Origin of the sequence: Mycolicibacterium baixiangningiae (assembly GCF_016313185.1) — a bacterium.
In the GTDB taxonomy this organism is placed as follows: Bacteria; Actinomycetota; Actinomycetes; order Mycobacteriales; family Mycobacteriaceae; genus Mycobacterium; species Mycobacterium baixiangningiae.
On the sequence record NZ_CP066218.1, the window covers coordinates 4,251,582 to 4,266,304 of the forward strand.

A 14,723-nucleotide genomic window follows, 5' to 3' on the forward strand; every position below is an offset into this window, starting at 1 on the left:
TGTCATGCCACCACACCGCGGGTGACGATGGCGGCCGTCTGATCGACCCATGCATCGTCGAGTTCACCGGCGGGCACCAGCAGCAGTCGCAACATGGTGGCGCCGCCGATGACCTCGATCAACCGGTCGGGGTCGACGTCACCGTGCACCTCCCCCCGGGCGACGGCGTCGGCGAGCCGGACGCGCACCGCCGCGAAAAGACCGGAGAACCGCGCCATCACCCGCGCGTTGAGGTCGGCGTCACCGGCCATATCGGCGATCAGCCCGGGCAGGGCAGCCCGCACGACCGGGCTGGTGAACACGTCGCGGGCGGCGCCGATCATCGCCCGCACGTCCGCGCCGATGTCACCGGCGGGTGCGGTCAGCGCGCTCGGCGCGGCGGGAAACGCCGCTTCGTGCACCAGCTCCGCCTTACTCGACCAGCGGCGGTAGATGGCCGTCTTGGTGGTGCCCGCCCGCTCGGCCACCGCGGCCATGGTCAGATTCGAATAACCGATTTCCGCAAGCAGATCCGCGGTGGCGCGCAGTATGGCAGCGTCGATACGCGGATCCCGGGGACGTCCCGCGGTCTGGACCTTGTCAACCGGAGACGGGTCTGTTTTCATAACGCTACTCACCGTATCGTAATCCCGGCAGACCACGGGCACTAAGGAAGAACGCATGCCACACGAACCGGCTGTCGAAGACGTCAGCCGCCTGCAGCGCGCCAGCCGCGACGTCACCACCCTGCCCGGCATCATGTCGCAGTGGCTTGCCACGCAGCTACCGGGCGGGCACGCTCCGGAGGTCCTCGTCGAGAGCGGTATCGACTCCAACGGAATGTCCTCGGAGACAATTGTTCTCACGGTCCGCGGACCGATCGAGCAGCGCTTCGTCGCCCGCGTGGCCCCCGCCGTCGAGGACGTTCCGGTGTTCTCCGAGTACCGGATGGACCACCAGTTCGAGGTCATCCGACTGGTGGCCGAGACGACCGATGTGCCGGTCCCCCGCGTGCGCTGGCTCGAATCCACCGGGTCTGTGCTGGGCACGCCGTTCTTCCTGATGGACCACGTCGAGGGCGTCGTCCCGCCCGACGTCATGCCGTACACCTTCGGCGGCAACTGGTTCTATGATGCCCCCGTCGAACGGCAGCGCGAACTGCAGGACAGCACCATCGAGGTGTTGACGAAGCTGCACTCGATCCCCGATCCGCAGAACACCTTCGGCTTCCTCGCCGACGGCCCCGGGGGTAACGCACTGCGTCGAAACCTGAACTGGCTCAAGGCCTGGTATGAGTTCGCGGTGGCCGGCATCGGCCGCTCGGAGCTCATCGAGGATGCGCTGCAGTGGCTGGAGACGCACTGGCCTGCCGACGTCGCGGCCGCCGATCCGGTGCTGGTGTGGGGTGATGCGCGGATCGGCAACGTGCTCTACCGGGACTTCCGGCCCGTCGCGGTGCTGGACTGGGAGATGGCGACGCTCGGGCCGCGCGAGATGGATGTGGCGTGGATGATCTTCGCGCACATGGTGTTCCAAGAGCTGACCGGTTTGGCGGGGCTCGACGGTATGCCCGATTTCATGCGCGAAGAGGACGTCAAGGCGGCCTACGCGGAGAAGACCGGTGTGCACCTCGGCGACCTGCACTGGTTTTACGTCTACTCCGCGGTGATCTGGGCGTGCGTGTTCATGCGCACCGGCGCGCGGCGGGTGCACTTCGGCGAGATGGAACCGCCGACCGACGTGGAATCGCTGTTCTACCATGGCGCGCTGCTGCGCCGCCTGATCGGAGGGCGCGATGAGCGCTTGCGCGAAGAGCAGAGAGAGGACGCCTGATGCTCGGTCCCATGGACGAATTCCCGGTTCACCAGGTCCCGCAGCCGATCGCCTGGCCCGGGTCGTCGGACCGCAACTTCTACGACCGGTCGTATTTCAACGCCCACGACCGCACCGGTGACATCTTCCTCATCACCGGCATCGGCTACTACCCGAACCTCGGGGTCAAGGACGCGTTCGTGCTGGTGTCCCGCCGCGGTGGCGGTGAGAAGGGGTTGCTCGGTGACACGCACACCGCCGTGCACCTGTCCGACGGCATCGACCAGGACCGGCTGAACCAGCACGTCGGCAACTATCGCGTGGAGGTCAGTGAACCACTGCGCAGGCTGCGGGTCGTGATGGACGACACCGACGGCGTCGCAGTCGATCTCACCTGGGAGGGACTGTACGACGTCGTGCAGGAGCAGCCGCACATCATGCGGGCAGGCAACCGGGTCACGCTGAATGCCCAGCGGTTCGCGCAGGTGGGCGCCTGGAGCGGGCGAATCCTCATCGACGGTGACGAGATCGCCGTCGACCCGCAGTCCTGGATCGGTACCCGGGACCGCTCGTGGGGTATCCGGCCCGTCGGTGAGGCCGAACCCGCCGGACGCCCCGCCGATCCGCCGTTCGAGGGCATGTGGTGGCTCTACGTCCCGATGGCGTTCGAGGACTTCGCGATCGTGCTGATCATCCAGGAGGATCCGAGCGGCTTCCGTTCACTCAACGACTGCACCCGGGTCTGGCGCGACGGGCGCGTCGAGCAACTGGGCTGGCCGCGGGTGAAGATCCACTACACGTCGGGCACCCGAATCCCCTACGGCGCCACCATCGAGGCCACCACCGGTGACGGCACACCGCTCGTGTTCGAGGTGGAGTCCAAACTGCCGGTGCCCATCCACATCGGGGCCGGCTACGGCGGTGACTCCGACTGGTTGCACGGGGTGTGGAAGGGCGAGAAGTTCACCGAGCGTGTGGATTACGACCTGAGTGACCCGTCGGTGTCGGGGCGCGCGATGTTCGGCGTGATCGACCACGTCGGCCGGGCGACGTGTTCGATCGACGGCCGCACGGTCGAGGGGTGGGGGCTGTTCGAGCACGGCGCACTCGGTCGCCACGACCCGTCGGGCTTCGCCGATTGGCTCACCGTGGCGCCGTGACGGTGGTATCGGCCGCAGGCCGCAGCAACAGTGCCAGGAGACCGCAGAATGCGCAGGCGCCGAACGCCACACGGGCACCGGCGGTGTCGATGAGCGCGCCCACGGTCGGCGCGCTCAGCGCCTGCCCCACGGCCAGGGTGAAGAACGACAACCCGACCCCGAACGCCGTGCGGTCCGGGTAGACGCGCACGCTCCACAGCAGGAGCAGGCCGGACATGGCGACATAGGCGGCGCCGAATACACCGGGCGCCACCAAGATCACGACGGTGTGGGACGGCGCAACGGCCAGCGTCAGCGTCGCTGCCGCCATGGCCACCGTCGTCACCGCCCACGCCGCTCGCAGACCGATCCGCTCCACGAGCACGCCACCGAATGCTCCGGCGATACCCGCAGCGCCGAGCACCGTCCACGCGGCGGAGGACACGAACGGCCCGGCGCCGCCGACCGTGGTGATCACATCCCGGCCGAAGTTCCACATCGCGATGCTGGCGACCCCGGCGATCAGCGATGCTGTCATCAACCCGAAAATGCCCGGGGGCGTGGCTTTTCCGCGCGGACCGTCGCTGCCGGACGCCGGCGTCGACGGGAGTGCCACGGCCGTCCACACCGTCACCGCAGCCGTGATCACCCCGAATAGCGCCCAGGCGATACGCCAGTGACCGAAGAGCAGGAACGCGATGGGGCCGGATACAACCACGCCGATGCCGGTGCCGGCGTTCACGATCGTCTGGGCCCGGTCGGCCACCGCTCCGCGCATCAACTGTGCGACGGCGGCGGCAAGCGGCGGCGAGGCGATCCCGGTGCTGCACCCGGCCACCAGCACCCCCACCGCCAGGAACGGGGCCGAGGGTGCGGTGGCGACGACGGACAGACCGACCGTGGCCACGATTCCGGCGCCGATGGCGACGCGCCTCGGCCCGACCCGTTCGGTGAGCACCAGGCTGGCGACGATCGCGACGCAGTACCCGACGTAGCTACCGGCACCGATGAGGCCGAACGTCGTGGACGTCAGCGCGAACGTGTCGGTGAAGACGGGCGAGAACAATCCGTAGGCGAACCGCGCGAACCCGTAGCAGCAGCCGATCAGGCAGGCACCCGCGCCGACGAGGGAGTAGAACGATCGTTGCATTCTAGTTACGATGGCACGGTGTCCACGCAACAGCAACCCGCCCGCCTCCGGCTGCTGCAGGCTGCCGACGAACTGTTCTACGGGCGCGGCATCGCGAACACCGGCGTGGATGCCGTCATCGAGAGAGCCGGCGTCGCCACCGGTTCGCTGTACAAGAACTTCCGCGGCAAGGACGACCTCGTCGCCGCCTACCTCGCCGACCGCGACCACCGCTGGCGCGAACTGTGGGAGACGTGCATCGACGCCGAGGCCGATCCCGAGCAGCGGGTGCTGGCCATCTTCACCGCGGTCGAACGGTGGAGTTCGACGACATCGCTGTCCCGCGGCTGCGCCCACGTCGCGGCCGCGACCCAGTTACCGCCGGGCCATCCGGGTGTCACCGTCGTGGCTGATCACAAGCGCTATGTCGTCGCCCGGCTGGCCCGCGAGGTGGCCGCCGCCGGCCGCACGGATGCCGATGTGACCGCGCGCGACATCGCCCTGGTCTATGACGGCATGCTCAGTGCGCTGGCGGTAAGGGTCGAGCCGGATCCGGTCGGGCGGGCCCGGCGAATCGCCCGCGGGTTGCTGCACTCGTGATTTCGGCGTGACCGGTCGCGCTAGACGCGACTACTCACGCCGAAATCGCTCGGTCGGCAACGCGGCTGTATCCACCTGTTGACAACTAGTATCCGTCTACCTACGTTATGTATACATAATCGACGGAACGGATCCGAAAGAAGCGTCATGGGTACATCTACAGTCGGCAGTGCAGTGGTGGACGGGCTGCGCCACGCCCTGCTGACCGGTGAGATCCGTCCAGGCGTCAAGCTTTCGCAGTCCAGGCTGGCGGAGCAGTTCGGGGTGAGCCGTATCCCGGTACGCGAGGCGATGCAGACCCTCGTGGCCGAGGGGCTGGTGGAAACGATCAACGGTGCGCAATACGCGCGCCGGTTGTCGATCCTGGAACTGCAGGAACTCTACGAGATGCGGATGGCCGTCGAGCCGAACCTGACCCAGGTCGCCGTCGCCGACCTCGGTAAGGCCGAGATCATCCAGATGTCACAGTATTTCGACGTCATGTCGGAGACCGAGGACGTCGTCGAGTGGCTCGAGGCCAACGCCAATTTCCACGCGACCATCTATCACCGCGCCAACCGGCCGATGACCATTGCCCATGTCGACCAGCTACGCAAACTGGCCGACCGGTACCTCTACCTCCACCTCGCGGTGATCGGCAACGTCGAGCATCTGCAGGTCGAGCACGCCGCGATCCTGGACGCCGCCAAGGCCGGTGACGGCCCGCGGCTGAACGAACTTACGCGTACCCATCTGGAGACGTCGCACGAATTCATCGTGCGCTATTTACTCGCCAACGTTGAGGCGGGCGCGTAGGAGCGCCTGCTCCACCGGAGCAGTGCGTGTGAAGCACCCCCGATCGTCTTGCAGCCCGTCGCCCCGACCGCTGCTGCATGACGAATGCCCGAAATGAAAGGGAGAGCGTTGATCAACAACAAAGCCGCTCTTGGAATTCTCGCGAGTTCAGCGATGTTCCTTGCCGCGTGCAGCGGCGGCGGTTCCGGCGCAGACGGTGACGCCGTCAAGTTCGGCTGGCTGAATGGGATCACCGGCGACTACTCGTCGTACTACGAGCCGTCGCAAGCCGCCGTCACCATCGCGATCGACGAGATCAACGACAACGGAGGCGTACTCGGCAAGCCGGTCGAGCTGGTCACGGCCGACAACCTTTCGACCGTGGAAGGCGCGGTGCAGGGCTTCTCCCGCCTCGTCGACGTCGAAGGTGTCGTCGCGGTGGGCGGTGTGGAGTCCACCGGTGGCCTCGCGGTCCTCGACAGCGCCACCGAATTGGAGATCCCCCTCTTCTGCCCCGGCTGCGGCACACCGGAACTGGACAAGCAGACCAGCGAATTCGTCTGGCGTATCACCGGATCTGACACCGACGGCGGCACCATCGCCGCCCAGTTCGCCCGTGACTCCGGAGTCAAGCGGGTGGCGATCATGGCGCAGAACACCGAGGGAATGTCGGAGCCCGCCGACATCTTCAAGAAGGTGTTCACCGAGGGAACCGGCGGCGAAGTGGTCGCCGACGTCCGGTTCAACCCGGGCCGCTCGTCCTATCAAGCCGAACTCGCCCAGGCCTTCGAAGCGAAGCCCGACGCGGTGTATCTCGCCGCGGGCCACGAGGCGGCGTCGGTCATCTTCCGCGAGTGGCAACGCCGCGGCTATGGCGGAAAGTTCTTCGTCTCACCGGATCTGGTGACCCCACCGATCGGCGGGCTGATGCCCGAACTCGAAGATGGCGTCGCCATCGGCGCGATCACCGCATACGACATCGACACGCCCGCCTACAAGAGTTTCGCCGAGCGGTTCAAGGCCGAGACGGGCCAGGATCCCGCGGCGGGTGTATACGACGCCAACCAGTACGACCAGTACATCACGCTGGCACTCGCGATCACCAAGGCGCAGAGCACCGAGGGCGCGGCCATCGCCGCGGCGGTTCCGGAGGTGCTCAACGAAGGGGGCACCGTCGTGTACTCGTACGCCGACGGCGTCAAGGAGCTCGAGGCAGGCAACGAGATCAACTACCAGGGTGCATCGGGTTCGTTGGACCTCAACGAGTTCGGCAGCCTTGCCGCGCCGCTGTTCGGTGAGCAGTTCATCATCGACGGTGCCTGGCAGCAGGTCAAGGTGCTCGAACTGGATCCCAAGCTCCGCGAGATCGTCCAGAAGTGATGGTTGCCGGCGGTCACCGATGGATCCGGTGACCGCCGGCGAATCCACCCGCACCCGGAAAGACGGTATGACGTGCAGTATGTGATATTCGGCCTGGTCACCGGAAGCATCCTCGCGATGGCGACGGTCGGGTTCTCCATGGTCCGCCAGACTGAGGGCTTCCTCAACATCGCCCACGGTCAGTTCCTCGCGCTGGCAGCCTTCCTCGGCCTGTACGCGTCGCGGGACTGGGGCATGCCGACGTGGGCCGCCGCCCTGTTCGCCGCCATCGCCACCGGACTGGCCGCGGTGGTGCTCTCGATCGTCATCTTCGAGCCCATCCGCCAGAAAGGCGTTCTGGTCCAGCTCTTCTCGTCGGTGGGCGTCGCGTACGTCATCTACGGAGCGCTCGTGATGATCTTCGGCGCCAACCTGCAGCACTTCGAGGTGTCGTTCGGCGCCTCCTACGACGTGCTCGGTATGCAGATCTCCTTCGGGGAGCTGGCGATTATCGTGACGGCCGCGGTGTCGATCCTCGCGCTGCACCTGTTCCTGACCAGGACGCCGGCGGGTATCTCGATCCGCGCGGTCGCCAGCAATCCGGACCTCGCCAGGGTCCGGGGCATCTCCACCCGAACCGTGTCCTACCAGGTGTGGTTCATCGCGGGGTTCCTCGCGGGCCTCGCCGGGGTCATGATCGGGATCATCGGGTCCGTCGGCCCCGAACTCGGTTGGCAGAACATCATTCTGGTTCTGGCCGCAGCGGTGCTGGGCGGTCTGGGAAGTACCTACGGTGTCATCGTCGCCAGCCTGTTCCTCGGCCTGGCGATGGACCTCAGTGCGCTCCTCATCCCGACGTCGTACCGCTCCGTGGTCGCGTTCGCCGCTCTCATCATCGTTCTGCTGGTCAGGCCGAGCGGCCTGTTCAGCGTCAGGCAGCGAAAGCAGGCCGCGTAATGAACTCCTTGTTCGTCTTCCTCATCGGTGTGCTGACGCTGGCCGCCATCTACGGTGCGCTGGCCATGGTGCTCAACCTCGTCGCCGGGTGGGCGGGGATGTGGGACCTCGGCGTTGCGGGCCTGGTGGCCGTCGCCGCCTACTCGTACATCCTGCTCACCCAGACAAAGGTCGATGGTCTCTGGTTCTCACCGGGCTGGCCCATGGCGGCGGGAATCGTCGGTGCGGCGGTGATCACCGCGGTGGCCGCCCTGCTGATCGCGTTGCCGGCCATCCGGTTACGCGGTGAGTTCTTCCTGATCACCACCCTCGCCTTCGCCGAGGTGATCCACCAGATCGCGGTGAGCGAGACCCGGTTGACCCGCGGGACCACCGGCTTCTCCTCCATCGACCGTCCGTTCAAAGACCTGGTCCCCGCCGCCGACTACCGACTGCTGCTGCTGGGCATGGCCGTGGCGGTCGCCGCGGCGATCTACCTGCTGACCAACCGGCTCGCCAAGACGCCGTTCGTGAGGCTCCTGCGGGCCAGTCGCGACAACGAGGCCGTCGCCCGTTCACTGGGGAAGAACGTGGTGCGCTACCGGATCATCACCTATGTCTTCGCGGGTGGGCTGATCGGCGTCATCACCCCGCTGTACCTGTGGCACGTCCGCAGTGTGGTGCCGTCGCTGTTCGTCTCCGAACTCACATTCGTCGTGTGGACCGCCCTGGTGATCGGTGGCGTCGCGAGCCGCAAGGGGCCGTTGATCGGCGCCGTCCTGCTGATCGTGTGCACCGAACTGCTGACCTTCCTGCAGGGTTCGGCCGAGTACGCGCAGATGCTCGCGGCCACCCGCCCGATGATCCTGGGCCTTCTGCTGATCCTGGTGCTGCGGTTCCGCAATGAGGGCCTGGTGAGCGAGCGGTCGTCGTTCCGGCTGACCGAGCGAGATCTGGGATCGCCGATCACTGCCGATCGAAAGAGGGTGAAGGCCAGATGAGTTCTCGAACCGACACGGACATCGCCCTGCGAGCGAGCAAGGTCAGCAAGTCATTCGGTGGTGTGCACGCCGTCGCCGACGTGTCCATCGATGCCCCGAAGGGCACGATCACCGCGGTCATCGGTCCCAACGGTGCAGGCAAGACCAGCTTGTTCAACGTCCTGACCGGGTTCGATCAGGCCGACACCGGCGAGGTCACCCTGTTCGGCAAGCGGATCGAGCGTGAGCCGGCCTGGAAGATCGCCCGCTCGGGTATGGTGCGGTCCTTCCAGACGCCGGTGGGCTTCCCGCTGCTGTCGGTGTGGGAGAACCTGATGACCGCGGGGGCCGACGCGTCGGAATCACTGTGGCGCGGTCTGTTCCGGCGCGGTCAATGGCGCGGTCTGGAACGTGACACCGCAGCGCGCGCGGACGCCCTGCTCACCGAGCTGGGCTTGGCCTCGGTCAAGGATCAGCGGTTGGAGGATCTGACCGCGGGCCAGACGAAGCTCGTGGACTTCGCGCGCCTGCTGATGGTCGAACCGCAGATGGTGCTGCTCGACGAACCCGCGGCGGGCGTCGCCCCCAGTGGTATCGGGCGGCTGGCCGAACAGGTCAGGAACCTGCGGGAGCGCGGCATCACGCTGCTCATCATCGACCACAACATCCAGTTCGTCTTCGAGGTGTCCGAATACATCTACGTGATGGCCGAGGGCCGTGTGGTGGTGTCCGGCACCCCCAAGGAGATCGCCGAACATCCGATGGTCGCCGAAATCTATCTCGGGAGCTCGAAATGACGGTCCTGGACGTACGGGAGCTGACCGCCGGCTACGGCAAACTGCCGGTGATCCACGAGGTCTCGCTCTCGGTGCGAGCCAACGAGACGGTAGCGCTGGTGGGGCCCAACGGCGCGGGCAAGTCGACCCTGCTGAAGTCGGTGTTCGGTCTGGTCACGCCGATGTCGGGGCGCGTCGAGTTCATGGGCACCGACCTGGGGACGGTGGCCACCGCTGCGATGGTCAAACTCGGCATGGCCTATGTACCGCAGGGCGGCAACACCTTTCCCGCCCTCTCCGTCGAGGAGAACCTGCGGGTGGCGTTGATGCCCAACGGCCGCGCGAAGATGAGCGCCGGGATCGATACCGCCTTCGACCGATTCCCCTCGCTGCGCAAGCGCCGCAACAGCAGCGCGTCCACCCTGTCCGGTGGCGAACGGCAGATGCTCGCCGTCGCGGGTGCGCTGGCGTCCGAGCCGAAACTGGTGGCGCTCGACGAGCCCACCACCGGACTGGCGCCGACGATCGTGCAGGAACTGATCGGCCGGATCGCCGAGGCCACCGGTGACGGAGTCGGCGTGCTGTGGGTGGTCGAGGAGAACCCTGCGGTGATCCTGCCGCACTGCGACCGAGTCCACATCATGCAGGGCGGCCGGATCAGCGCCGAACAGGCGGTGGCCACCGTCCTCGAGGACGAGGGACTCCGGAAGTTGTTCTTCGGCATCGACGAAGCGCACTGACCGCTTCGTGCCACCAGGCCCACGCGGCCTGTCGATAAACATCAACTCATTCGAAATGGGCGGGGCGACCCGCCGGGAGGTAGTTCAGCATGTCCTACGCCAGCAGCGAGTCTCACACCGTCGAAGCGATCCTCGACGAACGGGTATTCATCAGCGACGGCCTGGTCTTCGTCTCCGGGTTGACCGCTGCGGATCCGGGAACGGGCATCCCCGAGCAGGCTTCGGTCTCAAAGGAATTCCCGTACTACGGCGCCGACATCCAGAAGCAGACCACGTACCTTCTGGAGAAGCTCACGCGTCTGCTGGAGACGCAGGGCTGCGGGCTGGAAGACGTGGTGAAGACCCAGGTCTTCATCACCGATTGCCGGCTGTTCGACGCATTCGATCAGGTATGGAAGCGGTTTTTCCCGGTACCGCCGCCGCGGACCACCGTTGGTGTCGGCGCCGAGGCGATGGCGATTCCCGGCGCACTGGTCTCGGTGGATGTCATCGCCGCGCGGCCGGACGTGCTGAACATCCGCCACCTCGACAGCCCGCGGCTGCCCAAACCGTTGGCCAACTACACACCGTGTGTCGCAGCGGGTGACTGGCTGTTCCTGGCCGGCCAGCTGCCCACGGAATTCGGAGCCACCGGCCTGGCCCCGGCAGCGCAGGTGAATCCTTCTTTCCCGCAGCACTTCTCGCCGTTCCTGGCGCAGGCGAAGTACACCATCGGCGTGTGCCGGACGTTGCTGGAGGATTCGGGCAGCGACTGGGACCACGTTGTCCGGGTGCACGTCTTCCTCAAGAACATGGCCGACGCGCCGCTGTTCGAGGCGTTGTGGGAGGACATGTTCGACGGCGCGGCCCCGCCACACCTGGTGCTCGGCGTCGAAGAACTTCTCACCGGCGGTGCGCAGATCGAGATCGACGTGATCGCTGTGCGCACCGGTACCGCCATGGCGCAGGCCGCGAGCAATGTGACAGCGCCTGCGGGGCAGTCGATTTCGACCAGAGGTCTGGGCTTCACCCGGTTCTCCGTCGCCCAGGTGGAGGTCGGCGAATCCGACCACCGTCTGTTCGCGGTGTCAGGGGCGGTACGGGCTGCCTTGGAGTGCGCAGCCGCACAGGCCGGCGACAACGCCGAACCGCTCAAGGTGCACGCCTTCCTGCCGCAGCCGACCGACGTGTACGCGTTCGGTCGGGTCGTGCTGGACACGGCCGCGGCGGGCGCCGCGATCACCACCTCACCGTCGGTCGACGCGTCGAACCTCGGCCTCGAAATCGTCTACCGCGTTGGCGCGTGACCTCCCGCGTCGATACGCAGAACTGAACGAGAGATGAAGGAACACACCACAATGCTCACCGAACAAACGCCCACCGAACAGCTCACCGCCGAGAAGCTTCTGATCGACGGACGTGAGGTCGAAGGGCACGGGCAGCTCATCGACGTCGTCAACCCCGCGACGGGTCAGCCGTTCGCCCGATGCCACTGCGCCGATGCCTCCGACATCGACGCCGCCGTCGCGGCGGGGCAGGCCGCGTTCGACTCGGGCGTCTGGCGGGACGCCCCGATCCACGAACGGGCCAAGACCCTGAACCGATTCGCCGATCTCCTCGAGGCGAACATGGCCGAGTTGTACCGCCTGGAGACGGTGAACAACGGTCGCCCGATCACCGAGACCAAGGCTCAGATCACCCGGCTGCCGGAGTGGTACCGCTACAACGCGGCGCTGCTGCTCGCCGATCGCACGTCCGTGGTGCCGATGACCGGCCCGTACCACTCGTACACGACGCGGATGCCGCTCGGCGTCGTGGGGATCCTGTCCTCGTTCAACCACCCGCTGATGATCGCCTCGAAGAGCTTGGCGCCCGCGCTCGCCACGGGGAACAGCGTGGTGCTCAAACCGTCTGAGCAGACACCGCTGACCGCATTGGTCGTCGGCAAGTTGGCGCTCGAGGCCGGGGTCCCGCCGGGAGTGCTCAATGTGGTGCCCGGACTCGGCCCGACCGCCGGTGTGCGGTTGGTCGAGCATCCGCAGGTGAAGAAGGCCGTGTTCACCGGAGGCACCGAACCCGGCCGCTCGATCGCGGTGGCCACCGCGCAGCGGTTCGCGAAAGCCACTCTGGAACTGGGCGGCAAGAGCCCCGTACTCGTCTTCGACGACACCCCGGTCGACGTCGCGGCCCGTGGCACGGCGTTCGGCGGGTTCGTCGGCGCAGGCCAGACGTGCATCGCCGGCACTCGGCTGATCGTGCAATCCACGATCTACGACGAGTTCGTCGACCATCTGGTTGCGGCCGCCGAGGCCATCCGCATCGGTGACCCGGACCTGGCGGAAACCCAATTGGGACCGGTCATCTCGGAGCGTGCGCGACGGCGCATCCTCGACTACGTCGACCTCGGGGTCTCCGAGGGCGCCGTGGTCGCGACAGGCGGACGGCCGGCCGAGGTCAGTGGTCTCGACGGGTTCTTCGTGCAGCCGACGGTGTTGCATGACGTCCACAACGGGATGCGGGTGGCCCGGGAGGAGATCTTCGGACCGGTGCTCGTGGTGATCCCGTTCGACGACGAGGACCAGGCGGTCGACATCGCCAACGATTCCGACTTCGGGCTGGGTTCGTCGATCTGGACCCGCGACGTCGCCCGGGCCCACCGCGTGGCCTCGCGCCTCGAACAGGGCATCGTCTGGGTCAATGACCACCACCGGCTCGATCCGGCCTCGCCGTGGGGTGGTGTACGCGAGTCCGGGCAGGGACGTGAAGGAGGGTGGGAATCGTTCCACGACTTCACCCAGGTCCGCAGTGTCACCGTGCGCACCAGCCCCGACGACGTGGACTGGTATGGCGGTGTCGGGCAGGAACGCTTGAACTGAGCCCGATCTGTGTGATTTCGGCGTGACCGGTCGCGCTAGGCGCGACCAGTCACGCCGAAATCGCCCGGTCGGCGGGGACCCGTCCGAACACCATCGACTCCTCGATGCGATCGAAGCGGTGGTCGATCGCGTCGAGCACGTAGTTGTGCCGCACGTTCCACGGCCGCTGCGTGCCGGATTTCGGCAGCGCGTGCGGCGCCCGCGCGACGTATCCGGCGTTGATGTTCCACGCCGGCTTCTCCGCCATCGGTTTGTCGCCGAGGTGCGGGAAGGCGTGGGTGTAGCCGTGGTCGTCCATGAACGCGACGAGTCGGGCGAACGCCCGCGCGGTGAGGTCGGCGCGCAGCGTCCACGACGCGTTGATGTAGCCCACGCACCACGCCAGATTCGGCACCTCTTCGAGCATGTGCTCCTTGTAGACGAACCGGTCCTGCGGTTTGAACTCCGCACCGTCGATGCTCAGCGCGACGCCGCCGAGCGCCTGCAGCTGCAGTCCGGTGGCGGTGACGATCACCTCGGCGTCGATGCGCTGACCCGAGCGCAGGACGATCCCGTGCTCGTCGAATGTCTCGATGTGATCGGTGACGACGTCGGCCCGCCCGTCGGCGATCGCCGTGTACAGATCGTCGTCGAGGCTCAGGCACATGCGCTGATCCCACGGGCCGTAGCGCGGCTTGAAGTGCACGTCGACCGGATAGCCCTCGGGCAGGGTCTTGGCGGCCTGGTTGCGGACGAACCAGCGCACCGCGCCCGGCGCTTTGCGCGACAGCGCATACGTGGAGACGATGAACGCCAGGTTGTAGAACCGCACGAGGTGGAACGCGAGCCGCGCCGGGACCACCTTCCGGATGGCCTGCACCACCGGGTTGATCCGCGGTGCGGACAGCACATAGGTGGGCGAGCGCTGCAGCATGGTGACGTGGCCGGCCTGGTGGGTGAGCGACGGGATCAGGCTGATCGCGGTGGCGCCGCTACCGATCACCACGACGTGCTTACCTGCGTAGTCGAGCGATTCCGGCCAGTGCTGCGGGTGGACGACCTCGCCGGCGAACCTGTCGATACCCGGGAACTCGGGGCGGTAGGGCTCGTCGTAGTTGTAGTAACCGGTGCCGAAGAACAGGAACCGGCTGCGGTAGGACCGCTGGTGTCCGTCGTGCGCGGTGTGCACGGTCCAGGTGTCGGTGGCCGAATCCCAGTTCGCCGACAGCACGTGGGTGTCGAACCGGATGTGGGAGTCGATGCCGTGCTTGCGGGCGGTCTCGGTGAGGTAGTGACGGATGTCGGCGCCGTCGGCGACGTTCTCCGGCCGGGTCCATCGCTCGAACGGGAAACTCAGCGTGAAGATATCGCTGTCTGAGCGAATTCCAGGGTAGCGGAACAGGTCCCAGGTGCCACCGATGCGGGCGCGGCGCTCCAGGATGGTGTACGTCAGGTGCGGGTTTTTCTCCTGGAGCCGGTAGGCCGCGCCTATGCCCGATATGCCTGCACCGATGATCAGGACATCGGTCTGATCAGCATCGACGCTGCTCATGGAACCTCCATTGGTCCGCTTACGTACCGACCCCCACCATAGGGCGCGCCCATGCGGCGCGTCGACGATCTGGGCCGAACAACGCCGTCAGGACCTGCGCGTCGTGAGAGCCT

At 66.8% G+C, this 14,723-nt stretch carries 14 protein-coding genes; 11 read left to right on the forward strand and 3 right to left on the reverse strand.

All coding sequences use genetic code 11. The annotated features are described in order from the left end of the window. Positions 1–2 precede the first annotated feature (2 nt). Entirely contained in the window at positions 3–605 is a 603-nt protein-coding gene (locus tag I7X18_RS20150) for a TetR/AcrR family transcriptional regulator (protein WP_193043779.1), read from the reverse strand. 55 nt (positions 606–660) lie between these two features. On the opposite strand from I7X18_RS20150, the gene I7X18_RS20155 reads away from it, so the two are divergent. Continuing rightward, complete coding sequence (locus I7X18_RS20155) at positions 661–1,812, forward strand: phosphotransferase family protein (protein WP_193043780.1); 1,152 nt, start codon at positions 661–663, stop codon at positions 1,810–1,812. Beyond that, on the forward strand, positions 1,812–2,951 hold the full coding sequence (locus I7X18_RS20160; protein ID WP_193043781.1) for an Rv3169 family protein: 1,140 nt from the start codon (positions 1,812–1,814) through the stop codon (positions 2,949–2,951). Before I7X18_RS20155 ends, I7X18_RS20160 begins: the two co-directional genes overlap by 1 nt. Here the strand turns inward: I7X18_RS20160 and I7X18_RS20165 are convergent. Next, positions 2,935–4,080 carry an MFS transporter gene (locus tag I7X18_RS20165; RefSeq protein ID WP_193043782.1) on the reverse strand — a complete coding sequence of 382 codons (1,146 nt, stop codon included), beginning with the start codon at positions 4,078–4,080 and terminating at the stop codon, positions 2,935–2,937. The two genes, I7X18_RS20160 and I7X18_RS20165, sit on opposite strands and share 17 nt — an antisense overlap. Positions 4,081–4,098: 18 nt before the next feature. On the opposite strand from I7X18_RS20165, the gene I7X18_RS20170 reads away from it, so the two are divergent. The 9 genes from I7X18_RS20170 (at position 4,099) to I7X18_RS20210 (ending at position 13,079) form a co-directional block, all read left to right on the forward strand. Further along, positions 4,099–4,659 carry a TetR/AcrR family transcriptional regulator gene (locus tag I7X18_RS20170; protein ID WP_193043783.1) on the forward strand — a complete coding sequence of 187 codons (561 nt, stop codon included), beginning with the start codon at positions 4,099–4,101 and terminating at the stop codon, positions 4,657–4,659. Positions 4,660–4,806: 147 nt separating this feature from the next. Further along, positions 4,807–5,454: a GntR family transcriptional regulator gene (locus I7X18_RS20175; protein ID WP_193043784.1), complete on the forward strand. Its 648-nt coding sequence runs from the start codon at positions 4,807–4,809 to the stop codon at positions 5,452–5,454. Positions 5,455–5,562: 108 nt separating this feature from the next. After that, complete coding sequence (locus I7X18_RS20180; protein WP_193043785.1) at positions 5,563–6,813, forward strand: ABC transporter substrate-binding protein; 1,251 nt, start codon at positions 5,563–5,565, stop codon at positions 6,811–6,813. Positions 6,814–6,885: 72 nt separating this feature from the next. Then, positions 6,886–7,749 (forward strand): branched-chain amino acid ABC transporter permease, encoded by an 864-nt coding sequence (locus I7X18_RS20185; RefSeq protein ID WP_232375286.1) that lies wholly within the window; start codon positions 6,886–6,888, stop codon positions 7,747–7,749. Beyond that, a complete protein-coding gene (locus I7X18_RS20190; RefSeq protein ID WP_193043786.1) occupies positions 7,749–8,729 on the forward strand; it encodes a branched-chain amino acid ABC transporter permease in 981 nt (326 codons plus the stop codon). Before I7X18_RS20185 ends, I7X18_RS20190 begins: the two co-directional genes overlap by 1 nt. Next, entirely contained in the window at positions 8,726–9,505 is a 780-nt protein-coding gene (locus I7X18_RS20195) for an ABC transporter ATP-binding protein (RefSeq protein WP_193043787.1), read from the forward strand. The genes I7X18_RS20190 and I7X18_RS20195 overlap by 4 nt, the downstream gene beginning before the upstream one ends. After that, positions 9,502–10,224 (forward strand): ABC transporter ATP-binding protein, encoded by a 723-nt coding sequence (locus I7X18_RS20200; RefSeq protein ID WP_193043788.1) that lies wholly within the window; start codon positions 9,502–9,504, stop codon positions 10,222–10,224. The genes I7X18_RS20195 and I7X18_RS20200 overlap by 4 nt, the downstream gene beginning before the upstream one ends. Before the next feature lie 89 nt (positions 10,225–10,313). Beyond that, positions 10,314–11,510 (forward strand): RidA family protein, encoded by a 1,197-nt coding sequence (locus I7X18_RS20205; protein ID WP_193043789.1) that lies wholly within the window; start codon positions 10,314–10,316, stop codon positions 11,508–11,510. 51 nt (positions 11,511–11,561) lie between these two features. Next, entirely contained in the window at positions 11,562–13,079 is a 1,518-nt protein-coding gene (locus tag I7X18_RS20210) for an aldehyde dehydrogenase (RefSeq protein ID WP_193043790.1), read from the forward strand. Positions 13,080–13,128: 49 nt separating this feature from the next. Here I7X18_RS20210 and I7X18_RS20215 read toward each other — a convergent pair whose 3' ends face one another. Then, complete coding sequence (locus I7X18_RS20215; RefSeq protein ID WP_193043791.1) at positions 13,129–14,610, reverse strand: flavin-containing monooxygenase; 1,482 nt, start codon at positions 14,608–14,610, stop codon at positions 13,129–13,131. Positions 14,611–14,723 lie beyond the last annotated feature (113 nt).

Excerpts from the sequence above, each read along its gene's own strand:
- I7X18_RS20150 (WP_193043779.1), bottom strand. The coding sequence starts at position 605 with ATGAAAACAGACCCGTCTCCGGTTGACAAGGTCCAGACCGCGGGACGT.
- I7X18_RS20155 (WP_193043780.1), top strand. The coding sequence starts at position 661 with ATGCCACACGAACCGGCTGTCGAAGACGTCAGCCGCCTGCAGCGCGCC.
- I7X18_RS20160 (WP_193043781.1), top strand. The coding sequence starts at position 1,812 with ATGCTCGGTCCCATGGACGAATTCCCGGTTCACCAGGTCCCGCAGCCG.
- I7X18_RS20165 (WP_193043782.1), bottom strand. The coding sequence starts at position 4,080 with ATGCAACGATCGTTCTACTCCCTCGTCGGCGCGGGTGCCTGCCTGATC.
- I7X18_RS20175 (WP_193043784.1), top strand. The coding sequence starts at position 4,807 with ATGGGTACATCTACAGTCGGCAGTGCAGTGGTGGACGGGCTGCGCCAC.
- I7X18_RS20190 (WP_193043786.1), top strand. The coding sequence starts at position 7,749 with ATGAACTCCTTGTTCGTCTTCCTCATCGGTGTGCTGACGCTGGCCGCC.
- I7X18_RS20195 (WP_193043787.1), top strand. The coding sequence starts at position 8,726 with ATGAGTTCTCGAACCGACACGGACATCGCCCTGCGAGCGAGCAAGGTC.
- I7X18_RS20200 (WP_193043788.1), top strand. The coding sequence starts at position 9,502 with ATGACGGTCCTGGACGTACGGGAGCTGACCGCCGGCTACGGCAAACTG.
- I7X18_RS20205 (WP_193043789.1), top strand. The coding sequence starts at position 10,314 with ATGTCCTACGCCAGCAGCGAGTCTCACACCGTCGAAGCGATCCTCGAC.
- I7X18_RS20210 (WP_193043790.1), top strand. The coding sequence starts at position 11,562 with ATGCTCACCGAACAAACGCCCACCGAACAGCTCACCGCCGAGAAGCTT.
- I7X18_RS20215 (WP_193043791.1), bottom strand. The coding sequence starts at position 14,610 with ATGAGCAGCGTCGATGCTGATCAGACCGATGTCCTGATCATCGGTGCA.